At 59.5% G+C, this 23519-nt stretch carries 25 protein-coding genes; 3 read left to right on the top strand and 22 right to left on the bottom strand.

Annotation, left to right across the window (positions count from 1 at the left end):
• Positions 1-103: 103 nt before the first annotated feature.
• Positions 104-1033, bottom strand: a complete 930-nt coding sequence (locus tag BLU25_RS21580) for an electron transfer flavoprotein subunit alpha/FixB family protein (protein ID WP_016779965.1) — start codon at positions 1031-1033, stop codon at positions 104-106.
• 2 nt (positions 1034-1035) lie between these two features.
• Positions 1036-1785 carry an electron transfer flavoprotein subunit beta/FixA family protein gene (locus BLU25_RS21575; protein WP_046809636.1) on the bottom strand — a complete coding sequence of 250 codons (750 nt, stop codon included), beginning with the start codon at positions 1783-1785 and terminating at the stop codon, positions 1036-1038.
• 546 nt (positions 1786-2331) lie between these two features.
• On the opposite strand from BLU25_RS21575, the gene BLU25_RS21570 reads away from it, so the two are divergent.
• Positions 2332-3996, top strand: coding sequence for an electron transfer flavoprotein-ubiquinone oxidoreductase (locus BLU25_RS21570; RefSeq protein ID WP_016779964.1), 1665 nt, complete (start codon positions 2332-2334; stop codon positions 3994-3996).
• Positions 3997-4150: 154 nt separating this feature from the next.
• On the opposite strand, the gene BLU25_RS21565 is transcribed toward BLU25_RS21570, so the two are convergent.
• A complete protein-coding gene (locus BLU25_RS21565; protein WP_016779963.1) occupies positions 4151-5044 on the bottom strand; it encodes an AraC family transcriptional regulator in 894 nt (297 codons plus the stop codon).
• A gap of 179 nt (positions 5045-5223) precedes the next feature.
• On the opposite strand from BLU25_RS21565, the gene BLU25_RS21560 reads away from it, so the two are divergent.
• Complete coding sequence (locus BLU25_RS21560) at positions 5224-6288, top strand: NAD(P)-dependent alcohol dehydrogenase (RefSeq protein ID WP_016779962.1); 1065 nt, start codon at positions 5224-5226, stop codon at positions 6286-6288.
• A 43-nt stretch (positions 6289-6331) separates the two neighbouring features.
• Here the strand turns inward: BLU25_RS21560 and BLU25_RS21555 are convergent, their stop codons facing one another.
• The 16 genes from BLU25_RS21555 to BLU25_RS21480 form a co-directional block, all read right to left on the bottom strand.
• The gene (locus tag BLU25_RS21555) at positions 6332-6895 is read right to left on the bottom strand and encodes a DUF1285 domain-containing protein (protein ID WP_016779961.1); all 564 of its coding nucleotides are present in this window, start codon (positions 6893-6895) and stop codon (positions 6332-6334) included.
• Between the two features lie 15 nt (positions 6896-6910).
• Complete coding sequence (locus tag BLU25_RS21550; protein WP_016779960.1) at positions 6911-7516, bottom strand: DUF4823 domain-containing protein; 606 nt, start codon at positions 7514-7516, stop codon at positions 6911-6913.
• A gap of 173 nt (positions 7517-7689) precedes the next feature.
• Positions 7690-8658, bottom strand: a complete 969-nt coding sequence (locus BLU25_RS21545) for a GTP 3',8-cyclase MoaA (protein ID WP_083369825.1) — start codon at positions 8656-8658, stop codon at positions 7690-7692.
• Positions 8659-8783: 125 nt separating this feature from the next.
• Positions 8784-9425, bottom strand: a complete 642-nt coding sequence (locus BLU25_RS21540; protein WP_016779958.1) for a TetR/AcrR family transcriptional regulator — start codon at positions 9423-9425, stop codon at positions 8784-8786.
• A gap of 446 nt (positions 9426-9871) precedes the next feature.
• Positions 9872-10654, bottom strand: a complete 783-nt coding sequence (locus tag BLU25_RS21535) for a TatD family hydrolase (protein ID WP_016779957.1) — start codon at positions 10652-10654, stop codon at positions 9872-9874.
• A 32-nt stretch (positions 10655-10686) separates the two neighbouring features.
• A complete protein-coding gene (locus BLU25_RS21530; protein ID WP_083369824.1) occupies positions 10687-11673 on the bottom strand; it encodes a DNA polymerase III subunit delta' in 987 nt (328 codons plus the stop codon).
• Complete coding sequence (gene tmk, locus BLU25_RS21525) at positions 11666-12298, bottom strand: dTMP kinase (RefSeq protein ID WP_016779956.1); 633 nt, start codon at positions 12296-12298, stop codon at positions 11666-11668. The genes BLU25_RS21530 and tmk overlap by 8 nt, the downstream gene beginning before the upstream one ends.
• Positions 12299-12310: 12 nt before the next feature.
• Complete coding sequence (mltG, locus tag BLU25_RS21520) at positions 12311-13405, bottom strand: endolytic transglycosylase MltG (RefSeq protein ID WP_016779955.1); 1095 nt, start codon at positions 13403-13405, stop codon at positions 12311-12313.
• 3 nt (positions 13406-13408) lie between these two features.
• Positions 13409-14227, bottom strand: coding sequence for an aminodeoxychorismate lyase (gene pabC / locus BLU25_RS21515; RefSeq protein WP_016779954.1), 819 nt, complete (start codon positions 14225-14227; stop codon positions 13409-13411).
• Entirely contained in the window at positions 14227-15471 is a 1245-nt protein-coding gene (gene fabF, locus BLU25_RS21510) for a beta-ketoacyl-ACP synthase II (RefSeq protein WP_029611296.1), read from the bottom strand. The genes pabC and fabF overlap by 1 nt, the downstream gene beginning before the upstream one ends.
• A gap of 111 nt (positions 15472-15582) precedes the next feature.
• A complete protein-coding gene (gene acpP, locus BLU25_RS21505) occupies positions 15583-15819 on the bottom strand; it encodes an acyl carrier protein (protein WP_016779952.1) in 237 nt (78 codons plus the stop codon).
• A 191-nt stretch (positions 15820-16010) separates the two neighbouring features.
• Complete coding sequence (fabG, locus tag BLU25_RS21500) at positions 16011-16754, bottom strand: 3-oxoacyl-ACP reductase FabG (protein WP_016779951.1); 744 nt, start codon at positions 16752-16754, stop codon at positions 16011-16013.
• A gap of 16 nt (positions 16755-16770) precedes the next feature.
• Positions 16771-17709, bottom strand: coding sequence for an ACP S-malonyltransferase (gene fabD / locus BLU25_RS21495; RefSeq protein ID WP_029611295.1), 939 nt, complete (start codon positions 17707-17709; stop codon positions 16771-16773).
• A gap of 126 nt (positions 17710-17835) precedes the next feature.
• Positions 17836-18846 (bottom strand): phosphate acyltransferase PlsX, encoded by a 1011-nt coding sequence (gene plsX, locus BLU25_RS21490; RefSeq protein ID WP_016779949.1) that lies wholly within the window; start codon positions 18844-18846, stop codon positions 17836-17838.
• A gap of 4 nt (positions 18847-18850) precedes the next feature.
• On the bottom strand, positions 18851-19033 hold the full coding sequence (gene rpmF / locus BLU25_RS21485; RefSeq protein ID WP_003442519.1) for a 50S ribosomal protein L32: 183 nt from the start codon (positions 19031-19033) through the stop codon (positions 18851-18853).
• Between the two features lie 13 nt (positions 19034-19046).
• The gene (locus tag BLU25_RS21480; RefSeq protein ID WP_016779948.1) at positions 19047-19574 is read right to left on the bottom strand and encodes a YceD family protein; all 528 of its coding nucleotides are present in this window, start codon (positions 19572-19574) and stop codon (positions 19047-19049) included.
• Between the two features lie 105 nt (positions 19575-19679).
• Between BLU25_RS21480 and BLU25_RS21475 the strand changes: the two genes are divergently transcribed.
• Positions 19680-20258 carry a Maf family protein gene (locus BLU25_RS21475; protein ID WP_016779947.1) on the top strand — a complete coding sequence of 193 codons (579 nt, stop codon included), beginning with the start codon at positions 19680-19682 and terminating at the stop codon, positions 20256-20258.
• Positions 20259-20408: 150 nt separating this feature from the next.
• Here BLU25_RS21475 and BLU25_RS21470 read toward each other — a convergent pair whose 3' ends face one another.
• Genes BLU25_RS21470 through rluC form a run of 3 tightly spaced genes read right to left on the bottom strand, consistent with a single transcriptional unit; the run spans position 20409 to position 23033 of the window.
• On the bottom strand, positions 20409-21398 hold the full coding sequence (locus BLU25_RS21470; RefSeq protein ID WP_016779946.1) for a S49 family peptidase: 990 nt from the start codon (positions 21396-21398) through the stop codon (positions 20409-20411).
• 20 nt (positions 21399-21418) lie between these two features.
• The gene (locus BLU25_RS21465; protein WP_016779945.1) at positions 21419-22084 is read right to left on the bottom strand and encodes an HAD-IA family hydrolase; all 666 of its coding nucleotides are present in this window, start codon (positions 22082-22084) and stop codon (positions 21419-21421) included.
• Complete coding sequence (rluC, locus tag BLU25_RS21460; protein ID WP_016779944.1) at positions 22071-23033, bottom strand: 23S rRNA pseudouridine(955/2504/2580) synthase RluC; 963 nt, start codon at positions 23031-23033, stop codon at positions 22071-22073. Before rluC ends, BLU25_RS21465 begins: the two co-directional genes overlap by 14 nt.
• Positions 23034-23519 lie beyond the last annotated feature (486 nt).

Below are 23519 nucleotides of genomic sequence, written 5' to 3'. Positions count from 1 at the left end.
AAAAAAGCCCGGTTACCCGGGCGGTGAAAGCAGGCAAAACACTGAGTGCCCTGCCCTTCCCCACGCCCCGGTCACCGGGCTCTTTATAAGTGAAGCGACTGGATTAAACCAGCTTCTCCAGCTCAGGTACTGCTTCGAACAAGTCCGCTACCAGGCCGTAATCAGCCACCTGGAAGATCGGTGCTTCTTCGTCCTTGTTGATCGCAACGATCACCTTGGAGTCTTTCATGCCGGCCAGATGCTGGATCGCGCCGGAAATGCCCACCGCGATGTACAGCTGTGGCGCAACGATTTTACCGGTCTGACCGACCTGCATGTCGTTGGGTACAAAGCCTGCGTCCACAGCGGCACGCGATGCGCCAACCGCAGCACCCAGCTTGTCGGCCAGAGTGTAAAGCAGTTTGAAGTTGTCGCCGTTCTGCATGCCACGACCGCCGGAAACCACGACTTTGGCTGCGGTCAGCTCAGGACGGTCCGACTTGGCCAGTTCTTCACCCACGAACGAGGAAGTGCCAGCATCGTGAACCGCTGCAACCGCTTCAACCGCTGCCGAACCACCTTGGGCGGCAACCGGGTCGAAACCGGTGGCACGCACGGTGATCACTTTCACCGGCGCAGTGGACTGCACGGTGGCAATGGCGTTACCGGCGTAGATCGGGCGGGTGAAGGTGTCGGCGCTGACCACCGAGATGATCTCGGAGATCTGGTCAACGTCCAGCTGTGCAGCAACGCGCGGCAGGATGTTTTTGCCGTTGGAGGTCGCGGCGGCCAGGATGTGGCTGTAGCCGGCACCCAGCTCTGCAACCAGCGGGGCAACGTTTTCCGGCAACTGATGGGCGTAAGCCGCGTTATCAGCAACCAGGACTTTGGCCACGCCAGCGATCTGTGCAGCGGCTTCAGCGACTGCGCCAATGCCCTGGCCTGCAACCAGAACGTGGATGTCGCCACCGATTTTAGCGGCGGCGGCTACGGTGTTCAGCGTGGCCGGAGCCAGTGCCTTGCCGTCGTGTTCTGCGATTACCAAGATAGTCATGATTAGATTACCTTCGCTTCGTTTTTCAGTTTCTCGACCAGTTCAGCCACCGACTTGACCTTGATACCCGCGCTGCGTGCAGCCGGGGCTTCAACTTTCAGGGTCTTGTTGGTCGAAGCAGTCGAAACACCCAACGCGTCTGGCGTCAGCACTTCAAGCGGCTTTTTCTTGGCTTTCATGATGTTTGGCAGGGACGCATAACGCGGCTCGTTCAAACGCAGGTCGGTGGTGATGATCGCCGGCAAGCTCAGCGAAACAGTTTGCGCGCCGCCGTCGACTTCACGCGTGACGGCAACCTTGTCACCTGCCACTTCAACCTTGGAGGCAAACGTACCCTGGCCGAAACCGGTCAGCGCAGCCAGCATCTGGCCAGTCTGGTTGTTGTCGCTGTCGATGGCCTGTTTGCCCAGGATCACCAGCTGAGGCTGTTCCTTGTCGACAACGGCCTTGAGCAGCTTGGCCACGGCCAGCGAGGTCAGGTCTTCGGCGGACTCGACGAGAATGGCGCGATCTGCACCCAGAGCCAGCGCGGTACGCAGCTGTTCCTGAGCAGTGGTCGGGCCGATGGAGACGACGACGATTTCAGTCGCAACACCTTTTTCTTTCAGGCGTACGGCTTCTTCCACGGCGATTTCGCAGAAGGGGTTCATCGACATCTTGACGTTGGCGAGGTCAACGCCGGAGTTGTCCGCCTTGACGCGCACTTTAACGTTGTAATCGACCACTCGTTTGACAGCTACAAGAACCTTCATGGATTCCTCGTTACTCTCCGGTGAAAAGAAAGTCGCCTAGGCGAACCTGGCGGTTGATGCTCGTCAGCACAAGGGCACCTCCAAAGATCGTTGCCTTATTAATAGACGGGTACCAGCGACTGCCCCTGCGACCGTCTGTCCGATGTGACTAACAAGTCATCCACCAAAAGGACGTGTAAACTCCGCTGCAAAAATGGCAGGCTCCCACTGGCGTGTGCCTGTGCCCTGTCTTTAGAGGTGCTCTTGAAACCGACAATCAGCCTACGGCGAGCGCAAAACCGCCCGTATCTTGACCGGAACACCATTTGCGGTCAATACAGCAAATGGGCCAGTTTCAAGCCGCGCGTCTTTGATTTGTCTGGCTTGCAGTGAATTCAAACAAACGTTTGTATTGGACCCTGCCAGTGGTGTAGATATAATGCCCGGCCTTATAGAGAGAGCGGCGCCTCATCCATTGCGTCCTTGGCCTGCGCCGAGGGAATAATGGATGAAACGCCAAACCTCCAATTAGAAAAATACCGTTGAGCCTTGAGTAGGAGAGAACCTGTGGAACGCGAATACATGGAATTCGACGTGGTCATCGTCGGCGCCGGCCCTGCCGGTTTGTCCGCCGCCTGCCGCCTGAAGCAGAAGGCCGCCGAAGCCGGTAAAGAAATCAGCGTCTGCGTGGTTGAAAAAGGCTCCGAAGTCGGTGCTCACATCCTGTCCGGTGCGGTATTCGAACCCCGCGCCCTGAACGAATTGTTCCCGGACTGGAAAGAGCTTGGCGCTCCGCTCAATACTCCGGTCACCCGCGACGATATCTATGTACTGCGCAGCGACAGCACCGCGACCAAGGTGCCAGACCTGTTTGTGCCAAAAACCATGCACAACGAAGGCAACTACATCATCTCCCTGGGCAACCTGTGCCGCTGGCTGGCACAGCAGGCTGAAAACCTGGGCGTAGAAATCTACCCGGGCTTTGCTGCTCAAGAAGTGCTGTTCGACGAAAACAATGTGGTGCGCGGAATCATCACCGGCGACCTCGGGGTTGACCGCGAAGGCAACCCCAAGGAAGGCCTGTACACCCCGGGCATGGAACTGCGCGGCAAGTACACCCTGTTCGCCGAAGGCTGTCGTGGCCACCTGGGCAAGCAACTGATCGAGCGCTTCAAGCTCGACAGCGAAGCCGACGCCCAGCACTACGGCATCGGCCTGAAGGAAATCTGGGAAATCGACCCGGCCAAGCACCAGCCAGGCCTGGTGGTACACACTGCAGGCTGGCCGCTGGACATCGTCAGCAGCGAAAACACCGGGGGGTCGTTCCTCTATCACCTGGAAAACAACCAGGTGGTTGTCGGCCTGATCGTTGACCTGTCCTACAGCAACACCTTCCTGTCACCGTTCGACGAATTCCAGCGCCTCAAGCATCACCCGGTGCTCAAGCAGTACCTGGAAGGCGGCAAGCGCATCAGCTACGGCGCCCGCGCCATTTGCAAGGGCGGCCTGAACTCGCTGCCGAAAATGATCTTCAACGGCGGTGCATTGATCGGTTGCGACCTGGGCACCCTGAACTTCTCCAAGATCAAGGGCAGCCACACCGCCATGAAGTCCGGCATGCTCGCAGCTGAGGCCGTGGCTGACTCGTTGCTCGCCGACTCCGAAGGGGGTGATGCACTCAACACCTACGTTGAAGCCTTCAAGGCCAGCTGGTTGTTCGACGAGCTGTTCGCCAGCCGCAACTTCGGCCCGGCACTGCACAAGTTCGGCCCAATCGTAGGCGGTGGTTTCAACTGGCTCGACCAGAACATCTTTGGCGGCAAGATGCCGTTTACCCTGCACGACACCAAGCCGGACTACGCGTGTCTGAAACAGGCCAAGGACTGCAAGAAGATCGACTACCCGAAACCCGACGGCAAGCTCAGCTTCGACAAGCTCAGCTCGGTGTTTATCTCCAGCACCAACCATGAAGAAGAGCAGCCGTGCCACCTCAAGCTGCGTGACGCGAGCATCCCGATCAGCGTTAACCTGCCGCTCTACGACGAGCCTGCGCAGCGTTATTGCCCGGCGGGTGTGTACGAAGTGATCACCCAGGAAAGCGGCGAGAAGCGCTTCCAGATCAACGCGCAAAACTGCGTGCACTGCAAGACCTGTGACATCAAGGACCCTTCGCAGAACATCACCTGGGTCACCCCGGAAGGTGGCGGCGGGCCGACTTACCCGAACATGTAAGTCAAAAGGCTCCTTCGGGAGCCTTTTTATTGCCCCCGGCTTTTTTGTGGGAGCGGGCTTGCTCGCGATGGGATCGCCCAGCCTTGCCTGACAGCCTGCGCTGCCCGCATCGCGAGCAAGCCCGCTCCCACAACACGCCTGTCACACCGATTGACTAGCACCCCACCCCTTCATGCCCCGGGCTGCGTTCGAAGTAACGCTTGTACTCGCGACTGAACTGCGAGGTACTTTGATAACCCACCCGCTCCGCTACCTGCGCCACTCCCAAGCCCTCGCTCAGCAGCAACTGCTGCGCGCGCAACAATCGCAACCGCTTGAGGTACTGCACCGGCGACAATAACGTGCTGCGCTTGAAATGCTCATGAAAGGTGGACGCGCTCATGTTTGCGCAACGGGCCAGGGTCTCGACATTCAGCGGCCGGGCAAAGTGCTCGTGCAAATAGCTTAACGACGCCGCCACCCGGGCAAACTGCCCTTGCTGCTCAACCAAAGCCCGCAACACCCCCGCCTGCGGCCCGCGCAGCGCGGCAAACAACACCTCGCGCAAACGCGCCTGACCCATGATCCGGCACTCCAGCGGATCATGCAGGCAACGCAGCAAGCGCTCCACCGCCTCGCGCATGTCGTCATCCAGTACCGCCGAGGTCATTGACTCCGGCGTCTGCGCCACGGCATTGCGATCCGCTGTCAGGCCCATTGCCAGCACCAGCTCACCCAGCACTGCACGATCAATACTGATGGCCACTCCCAACAGCGGCATTTCTTCACTGGCGAAGGTTTCGCACTCGAACGGCACCGCCAGCGCCTGCACCAGATAATGCCCGGCGCCGTATTCCAGGGTGCGCTGGCCCAAGTAGGCCAATTTACTGCCCTGGGCGATCACCATCAGGCTAGGCTCATAGATCTGCGGCATCCGGGCCACCACCCGGCACGCAGAAACCACCCGAACTTCAGGCAAAAGGGTCGACACAAAACCGGTCTGTGTTGCCAAGGGTTCGATCAGAGACACCAGCGCGGCATTCTCGTCGCGATGACGGGTCAAAAACATGGATAAAGGTTCACAGGAGGAATAGACAGCCGCATCTTCGCAGAATTGGTCAATAAAGCGACAGCCGGCCCGACACTCCGGAGTAATAGGCATGACAGGCGGAGGAATCGTCATAGTCCTGCAAAGCAACCAGGCGCAAAATCGCCCCCTCTCCACAGTTAACGTTTCGCGAGGTTCACATGTCCACAGTCACTTACAACGCTATCGGTTATGCCGCCCAGAATGCCAAGGCACCTCTGGCGCCCATGCAGTTCAACCGTCGCGCCCCACGACCGGACGACGTTGCCATCGAAGTGCTGTACTGCGGCGTTTGCCACTCCGACATCCACCAGGCGCGCAATGACTGGGGCTTCGCCACTTACCCGCTGATGCCGGGCCACGAAATCATCGGCAAGGTCACGGCTATTGGCGACAAGGTCACCAAGCACAAGGTCGGCGATCTGGTCGGCGTGGGCTGCATGGTCGATTCGTGCCGCACCTGCTCGGCGTGCAAGGAAGACCTGGAGCAATACTGCCTGGAAGGCATGACCCAGACCTACGCCAGCCCGGACCGCATCGACGGCACCCTGACCATGGGCGGTTACTCGGACAAGATGGTCGTCAGCGAACACTTCGTGCTGAGCATCCCGAAAAACCTCGACCCGGCCAGCGCCGCACCTCTGCTGTGCGCCGGTATCACCACCTACTCGCCACTGGTTCACTACGGCGTGGAAGCGGGCGACAAGGTCGGGATTCTGGGCATGGGCGGCCTGGGCCACATGGGCATCAAGTTCGCCAAGGCCCTGGGCGCTGAAGTCACCCTGTTCACCCGCTCCGAAGCCAAGGCTGAAGAAGCCCGTCGCCAGGGCGCCGACCATGTGATCGTGTCCACCGATCCCGAGCAGATGAAAGCCGCTGCCGGGCACTTCGACTTCTTGCTGGACACCATTCCGGTGCCGCACGACCTGAACCCGTACCTGGAAACCCTGACCTTTGACGGCGTACACATTCTGGTGGGCCTGATCGAGCCGGTTGAGCCAGCACTGAACGCCTTCAACCTGGTGTTCAAGCGCCGCGTACTGGCCGGTTCGCTGATCGGTGGCATTGCCGAAACCCAGGAAATGCTCGATTTCAGCGCCGAGCACGGGATTACCTGCGATATCGAAATGCTCGACATCAAAAACATCAACGAAGCCTTTGAGCGCGTAGTCAAAGGCGATGTGAAATACCGCTTTGTGATCGATATGAAAACCTTGAAAGCCTAAAAGCGTCTTTGTGGGAGCGGATTGCCCGCTCCCACAACCCCCCTCAGGGTTCAAGCCCTATCGGGAAGAACACTCCCGCGCTCCACACACCCAGCCAGTTTTGCCCATCGATTTCACGCACCACCGCCAGCTCTATCAACTGATAGAACACATTGCGGTGGATCAGCGCTTCAAGATTGCGCCGCACATGCAGGTATGGCGCAGGCTCCTGGGTCTGGGGATCAATGACGAAACGCAGCGGATGCTCGCGACCGGCACTGATCGACTCGTCGACATTGGTAGTAAAGCGCAGCACTTGCTGCTCGCCCGCCCCTTCCACGTCCAGCGTTACGGCGACAAAAGGCGCGTCATCGACCTTGATACCGACCTTTTCAACCGGGGTGATCAGGAAATAATCATCGCCATCGCGGCGGATGATGGTGGAGAACAATTTTACCATCGGTTTGCGGCCGATCGGCGTGCCCATGTAGTACCAGGTGCCATCACGGGCGATGCGCATATCGATGTCACCGCAAAACGCCGTATCCCACAAGTGAACGGGCGGCAGGCCCTTGTCGGCCCTGGGGATTTGCGCCAGCAGGTTGCTGACGTCTACCGGCTCGCTCATGGTGCTCTCCTCGACTTATTGATCGCTCAAGCCTATCAAGCTGCGGGCGTATTTAGCCAGCGGTGGACCGATCAGGTCGGCAGGCTTGTTGTCATGGAACGTCAGCAAACCGCCGCGGCTGCGGATGGTGGCGGTGTCGATCAGGTACTGGGTGCTGGTTTCGATCAACATCACCTGGATCACACCGCTGTCGATGCCCAGGCGGCTGATTTCTTCCTGATCGAGCCATTCGTCGCTGTTGCCGATGCGGTCATCGGCCCGGGCAAAGCGGGTGTACAGTAAATAGTGAGCGCCAAAATTACGCGCTTCGGTCATCGCCTGGTCGAGCCCGACCGGCGCTTTGGCACGGCGCACCATGGGGAAGTATTCGACAAAGCCGTTGAAGGCTTCCTCGGCAACGATATTGGGCCGCACATAGGGGTCGCCGATCGGTGCAAACGGGCCTTGGGCGATATAGATAAAGGAATCCGGTTGAATGCGCAGCGAATTGCTGCGTCGCGTATTGCTGTGATCGAGCAGACCGGCGTCGCTCATTTGATAGCGTGCGCTTTCACCCAGATCGCTGACGGTCATGCAGCCGCCCAGTGTCAAAAAAGCCAGCAATACAATCAGACCACGCATCCCGCTCTCCCGATGGCCGGCGACAAAAAACCGGCGAATAGCCCCGAGATGCAGATTGCGCGCCAACACCCTCCTCCCTTGTGGGAGCGGGCTTGCTCGCGATGGCATCACCTCGGGGTATCAGTAAGACCGAGTTGCCAGCATCGCAGGCAAGCCAGCTCCCACGCAGATTGTTAGCCGCCGATGATTTTCATCACGGTAGCGCCGCCCGAGAAGGCGATGTCCTGCTTGTCGCCCAGAGCTTTCATCAGCAGGCCTTGCAGCGCTGGCAACGCCTCGTGCCGCGGCTTGTTCAACAGGTCGCCCACATAGTGCCGGTTACTCGACGACAGGCAACCATGCAGCCACCCCGTCGAAGACAGCCGCAACCGCGAGCAGGTCCGGCAAAACGGCACGCTTTCGTTGGCAATGACCCCGAAATAGCCGTGCCCGGGAATCTGGTAGCGCACCGCCGTGGCGTCGATGGGTGCATCGGCCTGCAAGTACTCATGACGCTCGCCAATCAGCGCCAACAGCTGTTGCAAACTGACGAACTGCTGAAGAAAGGCATTACCGTCACTGGCCAGATGCCCCATGCGCATAAGCTCGATAAAACGCAGCTCGTAGCCACGCTCCAGGCAATACTCCAGCAACGGCATGACCTGGTCCAGGTTCTGCCCGCGCAGCGGCACCATATTGACCTTGATCTTGATCCCGGCCTCGCGCGCCCGCTGCATGCCGTCGAGCACGGTCGCCAGGTCGCCACCCCGGGCAATGCGGCGGAATGCTTCAGGGTCGAGGGTATCCAGGGAAACGTTGATGCGAGCGATGCCCGCGTCCAGCAGCAGCGGCAGTTTGCGCGCAAGCAACTGGCCATTGGTCGTCAGGCTGATATCGTTCAGACCGAGCTGACCGACCTCACCCATGAACGTTTCGAGCTTGGGGCTGATCAGCGGCTCGCCGCCGGTAATGCGCAGGCGCTCGATGCCTGCCGCTTCGATCAGGTAGGCCACCCCGCGCACCATCGCTTCAGCCGACAGCTCATTCTGCGCCGCCACCAGCCGTTTGCCGTTGGGCACACAGTAAGTGCAGGCGTAGTTGCAGGCAGACGTCAGACTGATACGCAAATTGCGAAAACGTCTGCCTTGGCGATCAACGATCATGGATGACTCCGGCGCGGGGGAAATGGGCCGCTGCAAAACCTGACTCATAAATCAGGTTTTGGCAAGACCCAAGCCTGAGTATAAGCCTCAAGGCCATCTGCCATGAAGGCAAATACGGGCCTTGATTACTCTACCGCCGGGGTGTCGCTGTCACGCTTGCGCTTGTTGCCCATGCGCACGCCGATGTCCATCAGGAACTGGAAGAAGCCTTCCTGATCTTCCAGCACATTGCTCCAGAACGGCGAGTGGTACAGCGCTACCGCGCCATGTACCAGGGCCCAGGCCGCGCAGTAATGGAAGTATGGCGGTACGTCTTCGAGCTTGCCTTCACTGATGCGCCCCTTGATCAGCAGGGTCAGGCGCTCAAAGTTGGAAGCGCGGATCTTGTGCAGTTCTTCGACCAGTTCCGGCACCTGGTTGCCCTTGACCACCTTCTCTTCGAGGCGGTCGAACAGCCGGTAGCGCTGCGGGTCGCGCATGCGGAACTCAAAGTAGGCACGCGACAACGCCTCCTTGTCCTTGTCCACGTCAGCAGAGTGCAGTAGCTCGTTCAAATCGCGCTCGTAGTCGAGCATCAGGCGCAGGTAGATCTCGGCCTTGGACTTGAAGTGCTTGTAGATCGTGCCTTTGCCGATACCCACGGCATCAGCAATCATCTCGACGGTGACACTGTCTTCACCCAGGTCGAGGAACAGCTTGAGCGCGGTATCGAGAATTTCTTGCTCGCGGCGACGAAACTCACGGACCTTACGGGGTTCTTTGTGCATAAGAAAAGGTCTGTTCGGGTCAAAATCGAAGCGGAGTATTATGCATTAGTCACGCTAAATTGCACGGATCATCCTGCATATCGATGGGGTCAAACGATTTACCCGCGATTCGATGAGCACTCAAGCGAAGCTGGGGTATTCCAAATCTGTTTAAAAAACGATCAACCACGGCTGGACGTTCGACAAAGCTGACCAATACTTAACATGTCGGTGCGACATCCCCCCCAAAGTGTGGCGCCGATATTGGCCGCAATGGACTGTGCGCCTTTGTTTTACTCCTAATGGTCTTAACCCGAATTCCCCAGAGTTCGGGTTTTTTTTGCCTGCTGTTCAGTTAAATGCGAAACCTGTGGCAGCGGGCTTGCTCGCGATACAGGCAACCCGGTTTAACAGATACACCGTAGCGATCCCATCGCGAGCAAGCCCGCTCCCACAAAGCCACGCAATTATCTGACCCGGGCCAGCGGAAACAGCCGCTTGAAATTTTCAGTAGTTTGCTCGGCGAAGCGCTCGTAGGACTCACCGCGCAACATGGCCAGGAATTCCGCCACTTCCCGCACATATTGCGGCAGGTTCGGCTTGCCGCGATACGGGATCGGGGCGAGGTAAGGCGAGTCAGTCTCGACCAGCAAGCGGTCGGCAGGCACCTGGCGGGCTACATCGCGCAGCGCGTCAGCATTACGGAAGGTCACGATACCCGAGAGCGAAATGTAATAGCCCATGTCCAGCGCCGCCCTGGCCATGTCCCAGTCTTCGGTAAAGCAATGCAGCACGCCAGCCTGGGGCAAGGCCGCCTCGCGCAGCATCGCCAGGGTATCGGCGCGGGCCCCGCGACTGTGGATCACCACCGGCTTGCCGGTCTGTTGTGCCGCTTCCAGATGCACCCGGAACGACAGTTGCTGCAGGTCGGCGGCTTCAGGCTCGTAGTGGTAGTCCAGGCCGGTTTCGCCAATGGCCACTACCTGCGGGTGATTCAATTCGCCCAACAACCAGTCCAGCGCCGGCGCTGCACCAGGCTGCACGTCCAGCGGGTGGACGCCCACCGAACAGTCAACATCGGCATAGCGCTCGGTCAGGGCTTTGACATCCGCCGCATTGTCGGCGCTGACACCGATACACAGAAAATGCCCGACGCCGCGCTGACGCGCTGCCTCAAGGGCGGCATCCAGCGAGCCGTCATGGGCGCTCAGATCAAGACGATCGAGATGGCAATGGGAGTCAACCAGCATACAAAAATTACCTGTTTATCAATTCAGTCAAATCAGCGCTGGCCGGGCAGGCCAGCCCACTGCACCAGCAGCGCTTCGAGCAACAAGTCACGATTAAGGTTGGCCTTGCTCAAGACCTTCTGGCGCTGGGCAAGAATCCAGTCCTGGATAGTCAGCACTTTGTCCTGGGGGGTCTTTTGTGCCAGGTATTGCAGGACTTTGCGCATGTCTTCCAGGCCAAGGCCGGCTTCGTCCCGGGTCAGTTGATAGCGCAGGATCAGGCTCGACCAGTCGCAGAACCAGTCAAACAGCAGCAACAGCGGAATGGCTTTCCAGCTTTCAGCCAACTGACTGGCCGACAGCTCGCGCTTGAGCAGCTTCTTGACGCCCTCCACCACCGCTGCGCGCTGCTCGCGCACACCCTGGGCCTGCAGCTTGACCGCCACCAGGGGCGAACCTGCGGCCAGGGTCAGCAACTCGACGCGCTCGGCTTCGACGAGGTCGGGCAGCGCACTGGCCAGCCACTCCAGGCTCAGCGCTTCACTGGGCAGCGGGCAGGCCTGCTGCACGCAACGGCTGCGAATGGTCGGCAGCAACCGGCTCGACTGATGGCTGACCAACAGCAAGATGGTGTTGCCCGACGGTTCTTCAAGGCTTTTGAGCAAGGCGTTGGCGGCGTTGATATTCATCGCTTCCACCGGCTCGACCAGCACCACCTTGCGCCCGCCCAGCTGGGCGGTCTGCACCACAAAGCTGACCAGCTCGCGCACCTGGTCGACCTTGATCGCCTTGTCGGCCTCTTCTGGCTCAAGAATGTAGTTGTCGGGGTGGCTGCCCGCCGCCAGCAGCGAACAAGACTTGCACACACCGCACGCCTCAAGCCCCACCGGCTGCTTGCACAGCAGGCTGGCCATCAAGCGCTCGGCCAGCGCCCGCTTGCCGATGCCCGCCGGGCCGTGCAGCAGGTAGGCATGGGCATGCTGTGCGCGCCCGGCCATCTGCTGCCACAGGTTGTCTTGCCACGGATAGGCCTCAGCCACGGTGCATGCCCAGCAATTGCGGCAACAGCGCGTCGAGCTGGCCCTGCACCTGATCCAGGGTTTGCCCGGCATCGATCAGGCGATAGCGTCCGGGCTCGGCCCTGGCGCGATCAAGGTAGGTGCTGCGCACGGCATCGAAAAATGTGCGGCCTTCCTGCTCAAAGCGGTCCAGTCGGCCGCGGGCGCTGGCACGGGCCATGCCGACTTCGATCGGCAGGTCGAACACCAGGGTCAGGTCTGGGCGCAGCGCGCCCTGAACAAAGGTCTCAAGGGTGGCGATACGCTCATGGGACAAGCCCCGGCCGCCGCCCTGATAGGCATAGGTGGCATCGGTAAAGCGATCACACAGCACCACCGCGCCACGGGCCAGTGCCGGGCGAATGACTTCGGCCAGATGCTGGGCGCGGGCGGCGAAGACCAGCAGCAGTTCGGTGTCGGCACACATCGCGTCATCGCTGGGCGTGAGCAGCAGCTCGCGGATACGCTCGGCCAACGGCGTGCCGCCAGGTTCGCGGGTCAGCACCACGTCAATGCCTTCGGCGCGCAAGCGCTCTGCCAGGTATTCGCGGTTGGTGCTTTTGCCCGCGCCTTCGGGGCCTTCCAAGGTAATAAACAAGCCAGTCACAGGCAGCAATCCTTAATCAGTGTCTGTCGGGCCTTGCGGCTCGACCGGGGAAGTCTGCGGTTCAGCCGCCGGGGCCGGCGCGGGGCTCGAACGGTAATCGGCACGGCGCTTGATCTGGAATTCGCGCACAGCGGAATTGTGCGCATCCAGATCATCGGAAAACGTGTGGCTGCCATCGCCCTTGGCCACAAAATACAGGCTGGTGCCATCTGCCGGGTGCAGCGCGGCGTGAATGGCCTCGCGCCCCACCATCGCAATCGGCGTCGGCGGCAAGCCGGGGATGGTGTAGGTATTGTAGGGCGTAGGCTCGCGTAAATGGGCGCGGGTCAGCTTGCCGGTGTAGCGCTCACCCAGACCGTAGATCACCGTAGGATCGGTTTGCAGCGGCATGCCGATTTTCATCCGGCGTACAAAAACCCCGGCAATCTGCCCACGCTCTTGCGGCACACCGGTTTCTTTTTCCACCAGGGAGGCCATGATCAGCGCCTGATACGGCGTGGCATAGGGCACAGCAGGGTCACGCTGCTCCCATTCCTGGGCGAGTACTTTATCCAGACGATCGTAGGCTTTTTCCAGCAGCTGGGCATCGGTCATGCCGCGCACAAAACGGTAGGTGTCCGGGAAAAACCGCCCTTCCGGGAATACACCTTCGTGCCCGAGTTTGGCCATGACTTCGCTGTCGCTCAGGCCGTCGAGGGTCTGTTCGATTTTTTCGTGTTTGGCCAGGGCGCTACGCACTTGGCGAAAGTTCCAGCCTTCAACCAGGGTCAGGCTGTATTGCACCACTTCACCCCGCTGCCACACACCGATCAGGTCCTGAGCGGTCATGCCCGGCGTCATGCGGTATTCGCCGCTGTGCAGGGGCTGGCCTTCAAGGTTGAAGCGCCAGTACAGGCGCAGCCAGAAAGCGTCGTCCAGCGTGCCGTCTGCTTCCAGGCGATTGAACGTACCGGTGGGCGTGGCGCCGGCGGGCACATCGAGCATTTGTTCTTGCGTCAGGTTGAGCGGTTGCTCCAGCGCCGAGTTGAGCTTCCAGGCGCTGGCGCCCAGCACCAAGCCCGCCAGCACCAGACCCATCTGCAGCAGCACCAAGATTTTACGTTTCACGAATCAGACATCCAGTAGGGTGCGAGCAATGCCTTGCAGTTTACGGGTGAGTGGCCCCACCGGCCAGCTCAGGTCTGCAAAAGCGCGCACGGGCCAAATGCCATACACACTGTTGCAGAGGAAGAGTTCATCGGCCTGCTGCAGTTGCGCAAGGCTGATGTCGGTGACATGACACGGGATACCCAGGCGCCCGGCCTCAGCCAGCAGTGCCGCGCGCATCACGCCGGCCACGCCACAGCGGCTCAGGTCGGCGGTCAGCAAAACCCCGTCACGCACTATAAACAGATTACTGAACACACCTTCAATCACCCGCCCCGAGGTATCGCGCATCAAGCCCTCGGCACAGGCCGGGTCTTGCCATTCGGAGCGCGCAATGACCTGTTCAAGTCGATTGAGGTGTTTGAGCCCGGCCAATAGCGGTTGCTCGGCCAGACGGGTGGCACAGTCGAACAGCTGTATACCCTGCAACGCATTGGCTTCAGGGTAAGCAGCCGTCGGGCTGGCCTGCAGAATTCTTCGAGGCAAGGCCCCGGGGGATGCGCCATAACCGCGCTGGCTGTCGCCGCGGGTCAGGATCAGCTTGAGCACGCCTTCGCCCATTGCGCGGGCGTAAGCCAGCAATTCGCTGCGGATCAGTGCTTGATCCGCAACAATCGCCAGCCGGGAACAACCGAGTGCCAGGCGCTGCAGGTGCAGCTCCAGCAGCAACGGCGTGCCAGCCTTGACGGCAATGGTCTCGAACAGCCCATCGCCATAGGCCAGCCCACGGTCTTTAAGCGACGCCAGGGCGCTCGCCGGTTGACCGTCGACCCAGCTTTGCATTACTCGGCGTACCGGCGGAATACCAGCGAGCCGTTGGTGCCACCAAAGCCGAACGAGTTGGACAACACCACGTCAATCGGCATTTCGCGCGGGGTATGCGGCACGAAGTCGAGGTCGCAGCCTTCATCGGGCTCGTCGAGGTTGATGGTCGGCGGGGCAATCTGGCTGTTGATGGCCAGCACGCTGAAGATCGCCTCGACCGCGCCGGCGGCACCCAGCAGGTGACCGGTCATGGACTTGGTCGAACTCACGGCCAGGTTGTAGGCGTGATCGCCGAACACCGACTTGATCGCCGAAACTTCCGCCAGGTCACCGGCAGGCGTCGAGGTGCCGTGGGCGTTGATGTACTGCACCTGGTCAGGGTTGACCCGGGCATCACGCAAGGCATTGGTGATGCAGCGTGCAGCACCCGCACCGTCAGCCGGAGGCGAGGTCATGTGGAAGGCGTCGCCGCTCATGCCAAAACCGATCAGCTCGGCGTAGATGGTCGCGCCACGCGCCTTGGCATGCTCAAGCTCTTCAAGCACCAGCGCGCCGGCACCGTCGGACAGCACAAAGCCGTCACGGCCCTTGTCCCAAGGACGGCTGGCCCGGGTCGGGTCGTCGTTGCGGGTCGACAGCGCACGCGAAGCACCAAAGCCGCCCATGCCCAGACCGCAAGCAGCCATTTCTGCGCCACCTGCAATCATCACATCGGCTTCGCCGTAGGCAATATTGCGCGCCGCCATGCCAATACAGTGCGTACCGGTGGTACAGGCTGTGGCGATGGCGTAGTTAGGCCCCTGTGTACCCAGGTGGATAGACAGAAAGCCGGAAATCATGTTGATGATCGAGCCAGGCACAAAGAACGGAGAAATCCGTCGCGGGCCTTGCTCGTGCAGGGTACGGCTGGTTTCTTCGATATTGGTCAGACCGCCAATACCCGAACCCATTGCCACACCGATGCGCTCACGATTGGCGTCGGTAACTTCCAGGCCGGAATTGCGCACAGCCTGAAACCCGGCTGCCAGACCGTATTGAATAAACAGGTCAAGTTTTCGGGCTTCTTTGACGGAGAGGTAATCCTCAACGTTAAAGCCCTGTACCGAGCCGCCAAAACGGGTGGAATAGGCAGAAAGATCCGTGTGTTCGATCAGACCAATGCCACTACGGCCTGCCAGAATGCCTTGCCAGGTGCTCGGAACATCCGCACCCAGTGGCGACAACATCCCCATACCGGTGACTACGACGCGTCTACGCGACACAGCACTCTCCTTTATTCTATTGACGACACTTTGCATCACACCTAAAGAAAAAACCGCACGCCAGAGCGGCAGTGCGGTTTTTCCATGACAGCGAGCAACGATTACAAACTATTACGCCTGGTGGCTAGTAACGTAGTCGATTGCTGCTTGTACAGTAGTGATCTTTTCAGCTTCTTCGTCAGGAATCTCAGTCTCGAATTCCTCTTCCAGAGCCATCACAAGCTCAACGGTGTCAAGGGAGTCGGCACCCAGGTCTTCAACGAAGGAAGCGGCATTGGTCACTTCTTCTTCTTTAACGCCCAGTTGCTCGGCAACGATTTTCTTGACGCGCTCTTCGATGGTGCTCATACCTTGTTTTCACTCCTAATGGACAAATTCAGGCAGCTGGCCAGTGGGCAAGTGTATCGAAAGCCTTTTCGGTTTTTCAACTGAAAGCTTTGCACTCACTCCGCAACAGCCGGCTGCCTATAAAAAGATTGCAGCTTTATAACGGATTTTAGACAGCTCGTATGACATTTTTTTGAAGCAATCCGTCACATTTAACTCATGTACATCCCGCCGTTGACCGGAATTGTAGCCCCGGTCACGTAGGCTGCACCGTCGGATGCCAGGAAAGCGACCACGTTAGCGATCTCTTGAGCCTGGCCCAGACGGCCCAGCGGAATCTGCGTCTGCAAGGCTTCGCGCTGTGCTTCTGGCAGTTCACGGGTCATATCGGTGTCGATAAAGCCCGGAGCAACCGAGTTGACAGTGATCGAGCGCGAGCCCACTTCACGTGCCAGTGCACGGCCGAAACCTTCAAGGCCTGCCTTGGCGGCGGCGTAGTTTACTTGGCCTGCGTTGCCCATGGCACCCACAACAGAGCCAATATTGATAATTCGTCCCCAGCGGGCCTTGGTCATGCCGCGCAAAACACCCTTGGACAGGCGATACAGACTGTTCAGGTTGGTGTCGATGACATCATGCCATTCGTCATCTTTCATGCGCATCATCAGGTTATCGCGGGTGATACCGGCATTATTGACCAGGATTGCCGGCGCGCCGAACTGCTCCTGAATGCTTGCCAGTACCGCAGCAACCGATTCGTTGCTGGTCACGTTGAGCTCCATGCCAGTGCCCTGAACACCGTTTTCTTTCAGGGTGGCAGCGATGCGCTCGGCACCTGACGCGGAAGTCGCCGTGCCAATGACAATGGCGCCCTGACGACCCAATTCCAATGCGATCGCCTGGCCAATGCCACGGCTTGCGCCTGTTACCAGTGCAACTTTACCTTGCAAGCTCATGCAGGCTTCTCCTGATTCAGACCAGAGCCAAGCGCGCAGCGGCGAAGGCATCCGGGGTATTCAAATTGTGAGTGGTAACGCCTTCGGCGCAACGCTTGCTGATGCCCACCAGGACTTTGCCCGGGCCGCATTCAACCAGGTCAACCGGGCCGTTGGCCGCCAGGGCCTGCACCGATTCAACCCAACGCACAGGCTTGTACAGCTGCTCGAGCAGATCGCGCTTGAGGGTCGGCAGATCGGCCGCCACGGCGGCGCTGACGTTCTGCACCAGGGCAATGCCCGGCATTTTCCAGTCGATCGCTTCGATGGACTCGGCAAAACGCTCGGCAGCAGGGCGCATCAGCTCGCAGTGCGACGGCACGCTCACCGGCAACGGCAAGGCACGCTTGGCGCCCTTGGCCTTGCACAGCTCCATGGCACGCTCGACAGCAGCCTTGGCCCCGGCAATCACGACCTGACCCGGCGAGTTGAAGTTGACCGCACTGACCACCTCACCTTGCGCAGCTTCTGCGCAGGCCGCCAGTACATCGGCATCTTCCAGGCCCAGGATCGCCGCCATGGCGCCCTGCCCGGCCGGTACGGCCTCTTGCATCAGCTGACCGCGACGCTCAACCAGCTTGACCGCCTCGGCCAGGGTCAGGCATTCGGCAGCCACCAGCGCGCTGTACTCGCCCAGGCTGTGGCCAGCCACGAAGTCCGGACGCTTGCCGCCTTCAGCCAGCCACAGACGCCACAGGGCAATCGAGGCGGTGAGAATGGCAGGCTGGGTAATATCAGTCTGGTTCAGCTTCTCTGCAGGGCCTTCCTGGACCAGCGCCCACAGGTCGTAACCCAGGGCAGCAGAAGCTTCTTTGAATGTTTCCAGGACCAGCGGGTGTTCCGCGCCCAGCTCGGCCAACATGCCGAGGGACTGCGAACCCTGCCCTGGAAAGACGAATGCGAGGGATGTAGACATGTAACAAGCCCCTAATGATCTTGTCGTCGGAGAATTGACGTCCTGCCGTGGCGGACGCAAGAAACTGACAGTTGGATGGCTGATTGGACCGGGCGGTCACATTTAAGCATCCACCCGGTAAAACGCCTACGGCAACAACCCTTCAAGGCGCCCATACAAACGCTTTGGCAGGTCTTCATGGATTTCAATCAGTGCGCGCTCAATTGCACTTTGAAAGCCCTGAGCACCTGCCGAACCGTGACTCTTGACCACAATGCCCTGCAAACCGAGAAAACTCGCGCCGTTGTGCCGCGCCGGTGCCAGGTCGGCCTGCAGGCGCCGCATCAACGGCAATGCCAGCATACCTACGCAGCGACTGAACAGGTTGCGCCGGAACACCGCTTCAAGCCGGCTCGAAATCATGGTCGCCAGGCCTTCGCTGGACTTGAGCATGATATTGCCGACAAATCCGTCGCACACCACCACATCAGCCTCACCGCGATACACCCCGTCACCCTCGACAAAGCCGATGTAATGCAGCCCTGGTGCCGCCTGCAACAACGCCGCCGCCTCCTTGACCTGCTGGTTGCCCTTGACGTCCTCGGTGCCGACGTTAAGCAATGCAACCCGCGGACGGGGCACGCCCAGCGCCTGCGCGGCCACCGAGCCCATCACCGCAAACTGGAACAACTGGCTGGCCGTGCAATCGACATTCGCCCCAAGGTCCAGCAACTGACAGTAGCCGGTCTGGGTCGGCACCGCCGCCACCATCGCCGGACGGTCGATACCCGGCAAGGTCTTGAGCACATGCCGGGACAAGGCCATCAGCGCACCGGTGTTGCCGGAACTGACACAGGCTTGCACCTTGCCATCACGGAGCAACTCCAGAGCAACGCGCATGGACGAGTCCGGCTTGCTGCGCAAGGCATGGGACGGCCGCTCATTCATGGCAATCACTTCAGAAGCGGGAGTAATCGACAGGCGCGAGCGATCCACAGCCGAATGGCCGGCAATCAGGGATTCAAGTATGGAGGGTTGACCGACGAGGGTCAGATGCAGCGAGGGAGTAGCAGACAGGCAGGCAATACAGGCCTGAACAATGCTGCGGGGACCGAAGTCCCCGCCCATTGCGTCGATCGCGATGACCTGAGCGGACAAGTGATTACTCGTCAGCGCCCTTGTCGATCACTTTACGACCACGGTATACGCCTTCTGGCGATACGTGGTGACGCAGGTGAATTTCACCGGTGGTTTTTTCTACAGACAGAGTGCTAGCCGAAAGAGCATCGTGCGAACGACGCATGTCACGGGCAGAGCGGGATTTTTTGTTCTGCTGAACAGCCATAATTGATTAACTCCTAAACGTTTGGGTCACGCTTTAACTGCGCCAATACACTGAACGGGTTGGACCGCGTTACCTCGTCCTCGCCTGGTTCGGGCTCATCGAGACCCGCCGGCTGCTGGCATTCTTCCGGATGATGAGCAGGCACAATGGGCAAGGCGAGCAAAAGCTCCTCCTCGATCAGTGCATGCAGATCCAATGGATCTTCGCCCAGTTCCAGCACGTCATAACCTTTCGGTAACGACTGGGTATTCGCACCCTCTTTCACCACGGCATAACTGCATTCGCTGTGGATCGGCAGGGTGACCAGCTCAAGACAACGCTGGCAAACCATCTTGACCTCGACGTCAATGGAGCTGTGTATTACCACAGATCTACGTTCGTCGCGCTCAAAAACAAATTTAGCCTGGACCGTTCCAACATCGTCGGAAAGCGGATCGCAGAGTCTCTCCAAATCAGCCAGCAACACTTCACCTTGAAGGGTAGTGCCACGATCAGCCAATTTGCGCGGGTCAACGTGAGGTGGAATCGGGTCATTCAACATAGGCGCAGCATTCTAGGGAGGACCCCTTCACGTGTCAAAGGAAATTGTGTCTGTGCGACATTGCGTACGAGCATTAGAATCGTCAACTGCCTACAGGAGTCGCGCATGCTACCTTTATTACTCGCTTCAAGCTCGGTTTATCGCCGCGATTTATTGTCTCGCCTGCGCCTGCCCTTCACTTGCAGCTCGCCGGATATCGACGAAAGCCACCATCAAGGCGAAACTGCCACCGAACTGGTCAAGCGCCTGTCACTGGAAAAAGCCCGCGCACTCGCCGCCTGCCATCCGAACCATCTGATTATCGGCTCGGATCAGGTCGCAGTTCTCGACGGACAGATCATCGGCAAACCCCACACCCACGAAAAAGCCCACCAGCAACTGACCAGGGCAAGTGGCGCCAGCGTCAGCTTCCTGACCGGCCTGACCCTGCTCAACAGCCAGACCGGCCATTATCAGACCGACTGCGTGCCATTTACCGTGCATATGCGCAGCCTGAGCACAGAGCAGATCGAGCGCTACCTGCGCGCCGAGCAACCCTACGACTGCGCAGGCAGCTTTAAAGCCGAAGGGCTTGGTGTGAGCCTGTTCCAGCGCACTGAAGGCGATGATGCCACCAGCCTGGTCGGCCTGCCGCTGATCCGCCTGGTGGATATGCTGCTTGCTGAGGGCGTCGAGATTCCCTGACCCACAAAAAATCGGCATCGCCGTGCCGGTTTTTTTTGTTTGCAACATGCCTGTGGGAGCGGGCTTGCTCGCGATGGCATCAACACGGTGCATCTGACAGACCGCATCGCCTGCATCGCAGGCAAGCCAACTCCCACAACAGCAAAGTAATCAGCGCAGCGTCGGCCCCTGAAAGCCCATCCACATGGCCAATTGCTCAGCCACGCTGGCACCGAGCTTTTTCGAGAAGCGATCGAACGCCGATTCCTGCACCGTGAAATCCACCAATTCCTTGGCACCGATCACGTCACGCGCTACCGAACTGGTATTGCCCAGCCCGTCGATCAAGCCCAGCGGCAGTGCCTGCTGACCAGTCCAGACCAGGCCCGAGAACAGCTCCGGGTGCTCCTTGTCTTTCAGGCGATCACCACGCCCCTGCTTGACGCTGTCAATAAACTGCTGGTGCGTCACATTCAACACGCCCTGCCAGAACTTGGTCTCGTCCGGCTTCTCCGGCTCAAAAGGATCCAGGAACGCCTTGTGGTCACCCGAGGTATAGGCACGACGCTGGATCCCCAGCTTGTCCATCGCACCGACAAAGCCGAAACCTGCCGCCGTCACACCAATCGACCCGACGAGGCTGGCCTTGTCGGCGTAGATTTCGTCAGCGGCACTGGCAATGTAGTAAGCCCCGGAAGCGCCCAGATCGGAAATCACCGCATACACCTTGGTATCGGGATGCAAGCCGCGCAGACGACGGATCTCATCGTAGACATAACCCGACTGCACAGGGCTGCCGCCCGGGCTGTTGATGCGCAGCACCACGCCCTTGACCCGCGGGTCGTCAAACGCTGCCTGCAGGCTGGTGACCAGATTGTCGGCACTGGCCGGCTCTTTATCGGCAATCGGCCCGCGCACATCGATCAGCGCGGTATAGCTGGAGCCGCCGACCGCGCTGCGCTCCATGCTCACCAGCGGAGTGAACAGCAACAACACCGCAATCAGGTAGCAGAACATCAAGACCTTGAAGAAAATGCCCCAGCGTCGCGAGCGGCGCTGCTCCTGAATACCTGCCAACAAGGTTTTTTCCAGCAACCGCCAGCTTTTATCATCACCAACAGTGTTTTCAGCCGCAGAGGGCGCTTTCCATTGATCGACCATGCATTACCCCAGCAAAGATCTTAATTAGCCTGACGCTCAAGCCAGGCACGCAACTCGGGAAAACTGTCAATCGCCAACCGGGGCTCGAACGTCAGCAAGCGCTCCATTGATTGAGCACCATAGCCTACCGCAACCGAGTCGATACCCGCATTGCGTGCCATCAGCAAATCAAAGGACGCATCCCCCACCATCAACGCCTGCTCCGGGCGCACAGCGCAATGGGCCAGGATTTGATTGAGCATCAACGGATCGGGCTTGCTGGCGGTCTCGTCTGCGGCACGGGTGATATCAAAGAAGTCCTCCCAGCCGTGAGCCTTGAGCACACGATCAAGGCCGCGACGCGCCTTGCCCGTGGCCACCGCCAGACGATAGCCCTGGGCACGGAAGGCTTCCAGCGATTCCCGCACCCCCGCAAACAACGGCGAGGGCTCGGCATCCATAGCGATATAGAGGTCGGCATAGTGCTGACGGAAGGCAATGACCTCTTCAGGCGTCATGTCGGGGTAAAGGGTCAGGATCGCCTCGGGCAACCCCAAGCCGATAATCCCTTTTACAGCAGGCGCATCACGCTCAGGGCGCCCCGCACGCTGCGCCGCGCCCTGCATCGCCGTGACAATCCGACCAATGGAATCGGCCAGCGTGCCATCCCAGTCAAAAATGAGCAGCTTGTACTCAGTAAGGGGCACTCAGACGCTCCACGGTTTTGGCCCACATCTCATCAACCGGGGCCTGGAATTTCATTTCAGTGCCATCGGGCATCGGCACCGTCAGCATATAGGCATGCAGAAACAGACGCTTGCCGCCCAGGTCGCGGATCTCCTTGGAGAACCCTTCATCGCCGTACTTGCTGTCGCCGGCAATGCAATGCCCGGCATGCAGGGTATGCACGCGGATCTGGTGGGTACGCCCGGTAATCGGCCGCGCTTCGACCATGGTGGCAAAGTCGCCGAAGCGGCGCAGTACCTTGAACACGGTCACCGACTCTTTGCCTTCGTCTTCGTTGACTTCCACCATGCGCTCACCTGAGCGCAAGTTGCTCTTCATCAGCGGCGCACGCACCTGCTTGATGGAGGCCGCCCAGTTGCCGCGCACCAGGGCCATATAGCGCTTGTCGATACCATCGCCACGCAGGGCTTCGTGCAGGTGACGCAGCATGCTGCGTTTTTTCGCGATCATCAGCAGGCCGGACGTGTCACGGTCGAGGCGGTGAACCAGCTCCAGTTCCTTGGCGTCCGGGCGCATCTGACGAAAGGCTTCAATCACGCCAAAGGTCAGGCCGCTGCCGCCATGCACGGCGATACCCGCCGGCTTGTTCAATACAATCAGCGCTTTGTCTTCATAGACAATCGCTGCCTCAAGACGCAGCAGCAAACCTTGCGCCACCGGCACCGGCTCGTCACGCTCAGGCACGCGAACCGGCGGCACGCGCACGATATCGCCAGCCTGCAGCTTGTACTCGGGCTTGATCCGGCCCTTGTTCACGCGCACTTCGCCTTTACGCAAAATGCGGTAAATCAAGGTCTTGGGAACGCCCTTGAGCCGAGCAAGAAGAAAGTTGTCGATGCGTTGGCCGGCATATTCCGGCGAGACCTCAAGCAGCTGGACGCTGGGGGTCGGGGGGGTAGTCGTCGTCATGCCGCGAATGATAACAATTTTTTATGGAATTGAAGCACTTAATCATTGCTGCTATAGTCGCGAACGCCGCCAAAAGCGGCCTGGACAGCGGATTAACGGTGAACAACCGGCCCTGACCAACGCTCTTGATCAGGACGCGAGGCCGTCCTACGGGGCTTTTGCTGGATACGCAAGACCTGGAGTTGTAACAAGCGCAGGTGACATGAGGCCTGAAGCGAGCCTGGAAAGCAGAGTGCAAACTCGCCTTTTACGCCGATATTCACGGCCAGTTCACAAAGTGCAGTCAGCCTCGGGAATTTCGAGCGAATGCTTCGGAAACAACGCCTTTATTAGCCATGATGCGTGAACTCCCCTTTTGGAGAACACGGTAAATGCCAACCCGCTGCGGATTCTGCGCGCGGCAGCACCCGAATTATCAGGGATACGTGTAGGGTGGAGATGCACAACCGCCGGACTGTGTAGCAATAGGCTTTATCAAGACGCTTC

This window comes from Pseudomonas fragi, from assembly GCF_900105835.1.
GTDB lineage: Bacteria > Pseudomonadota > Gammaproteobacteria > Pseudomonadales > Pseudomonadaceae > Aquipseudomonas > Aquipseudomonas fragi.
The sequence above is the reverse complement of the archived record's forward strand: the minus strand, read 5'-3'. Positions and strand labels throughout refer to the sequence as shown.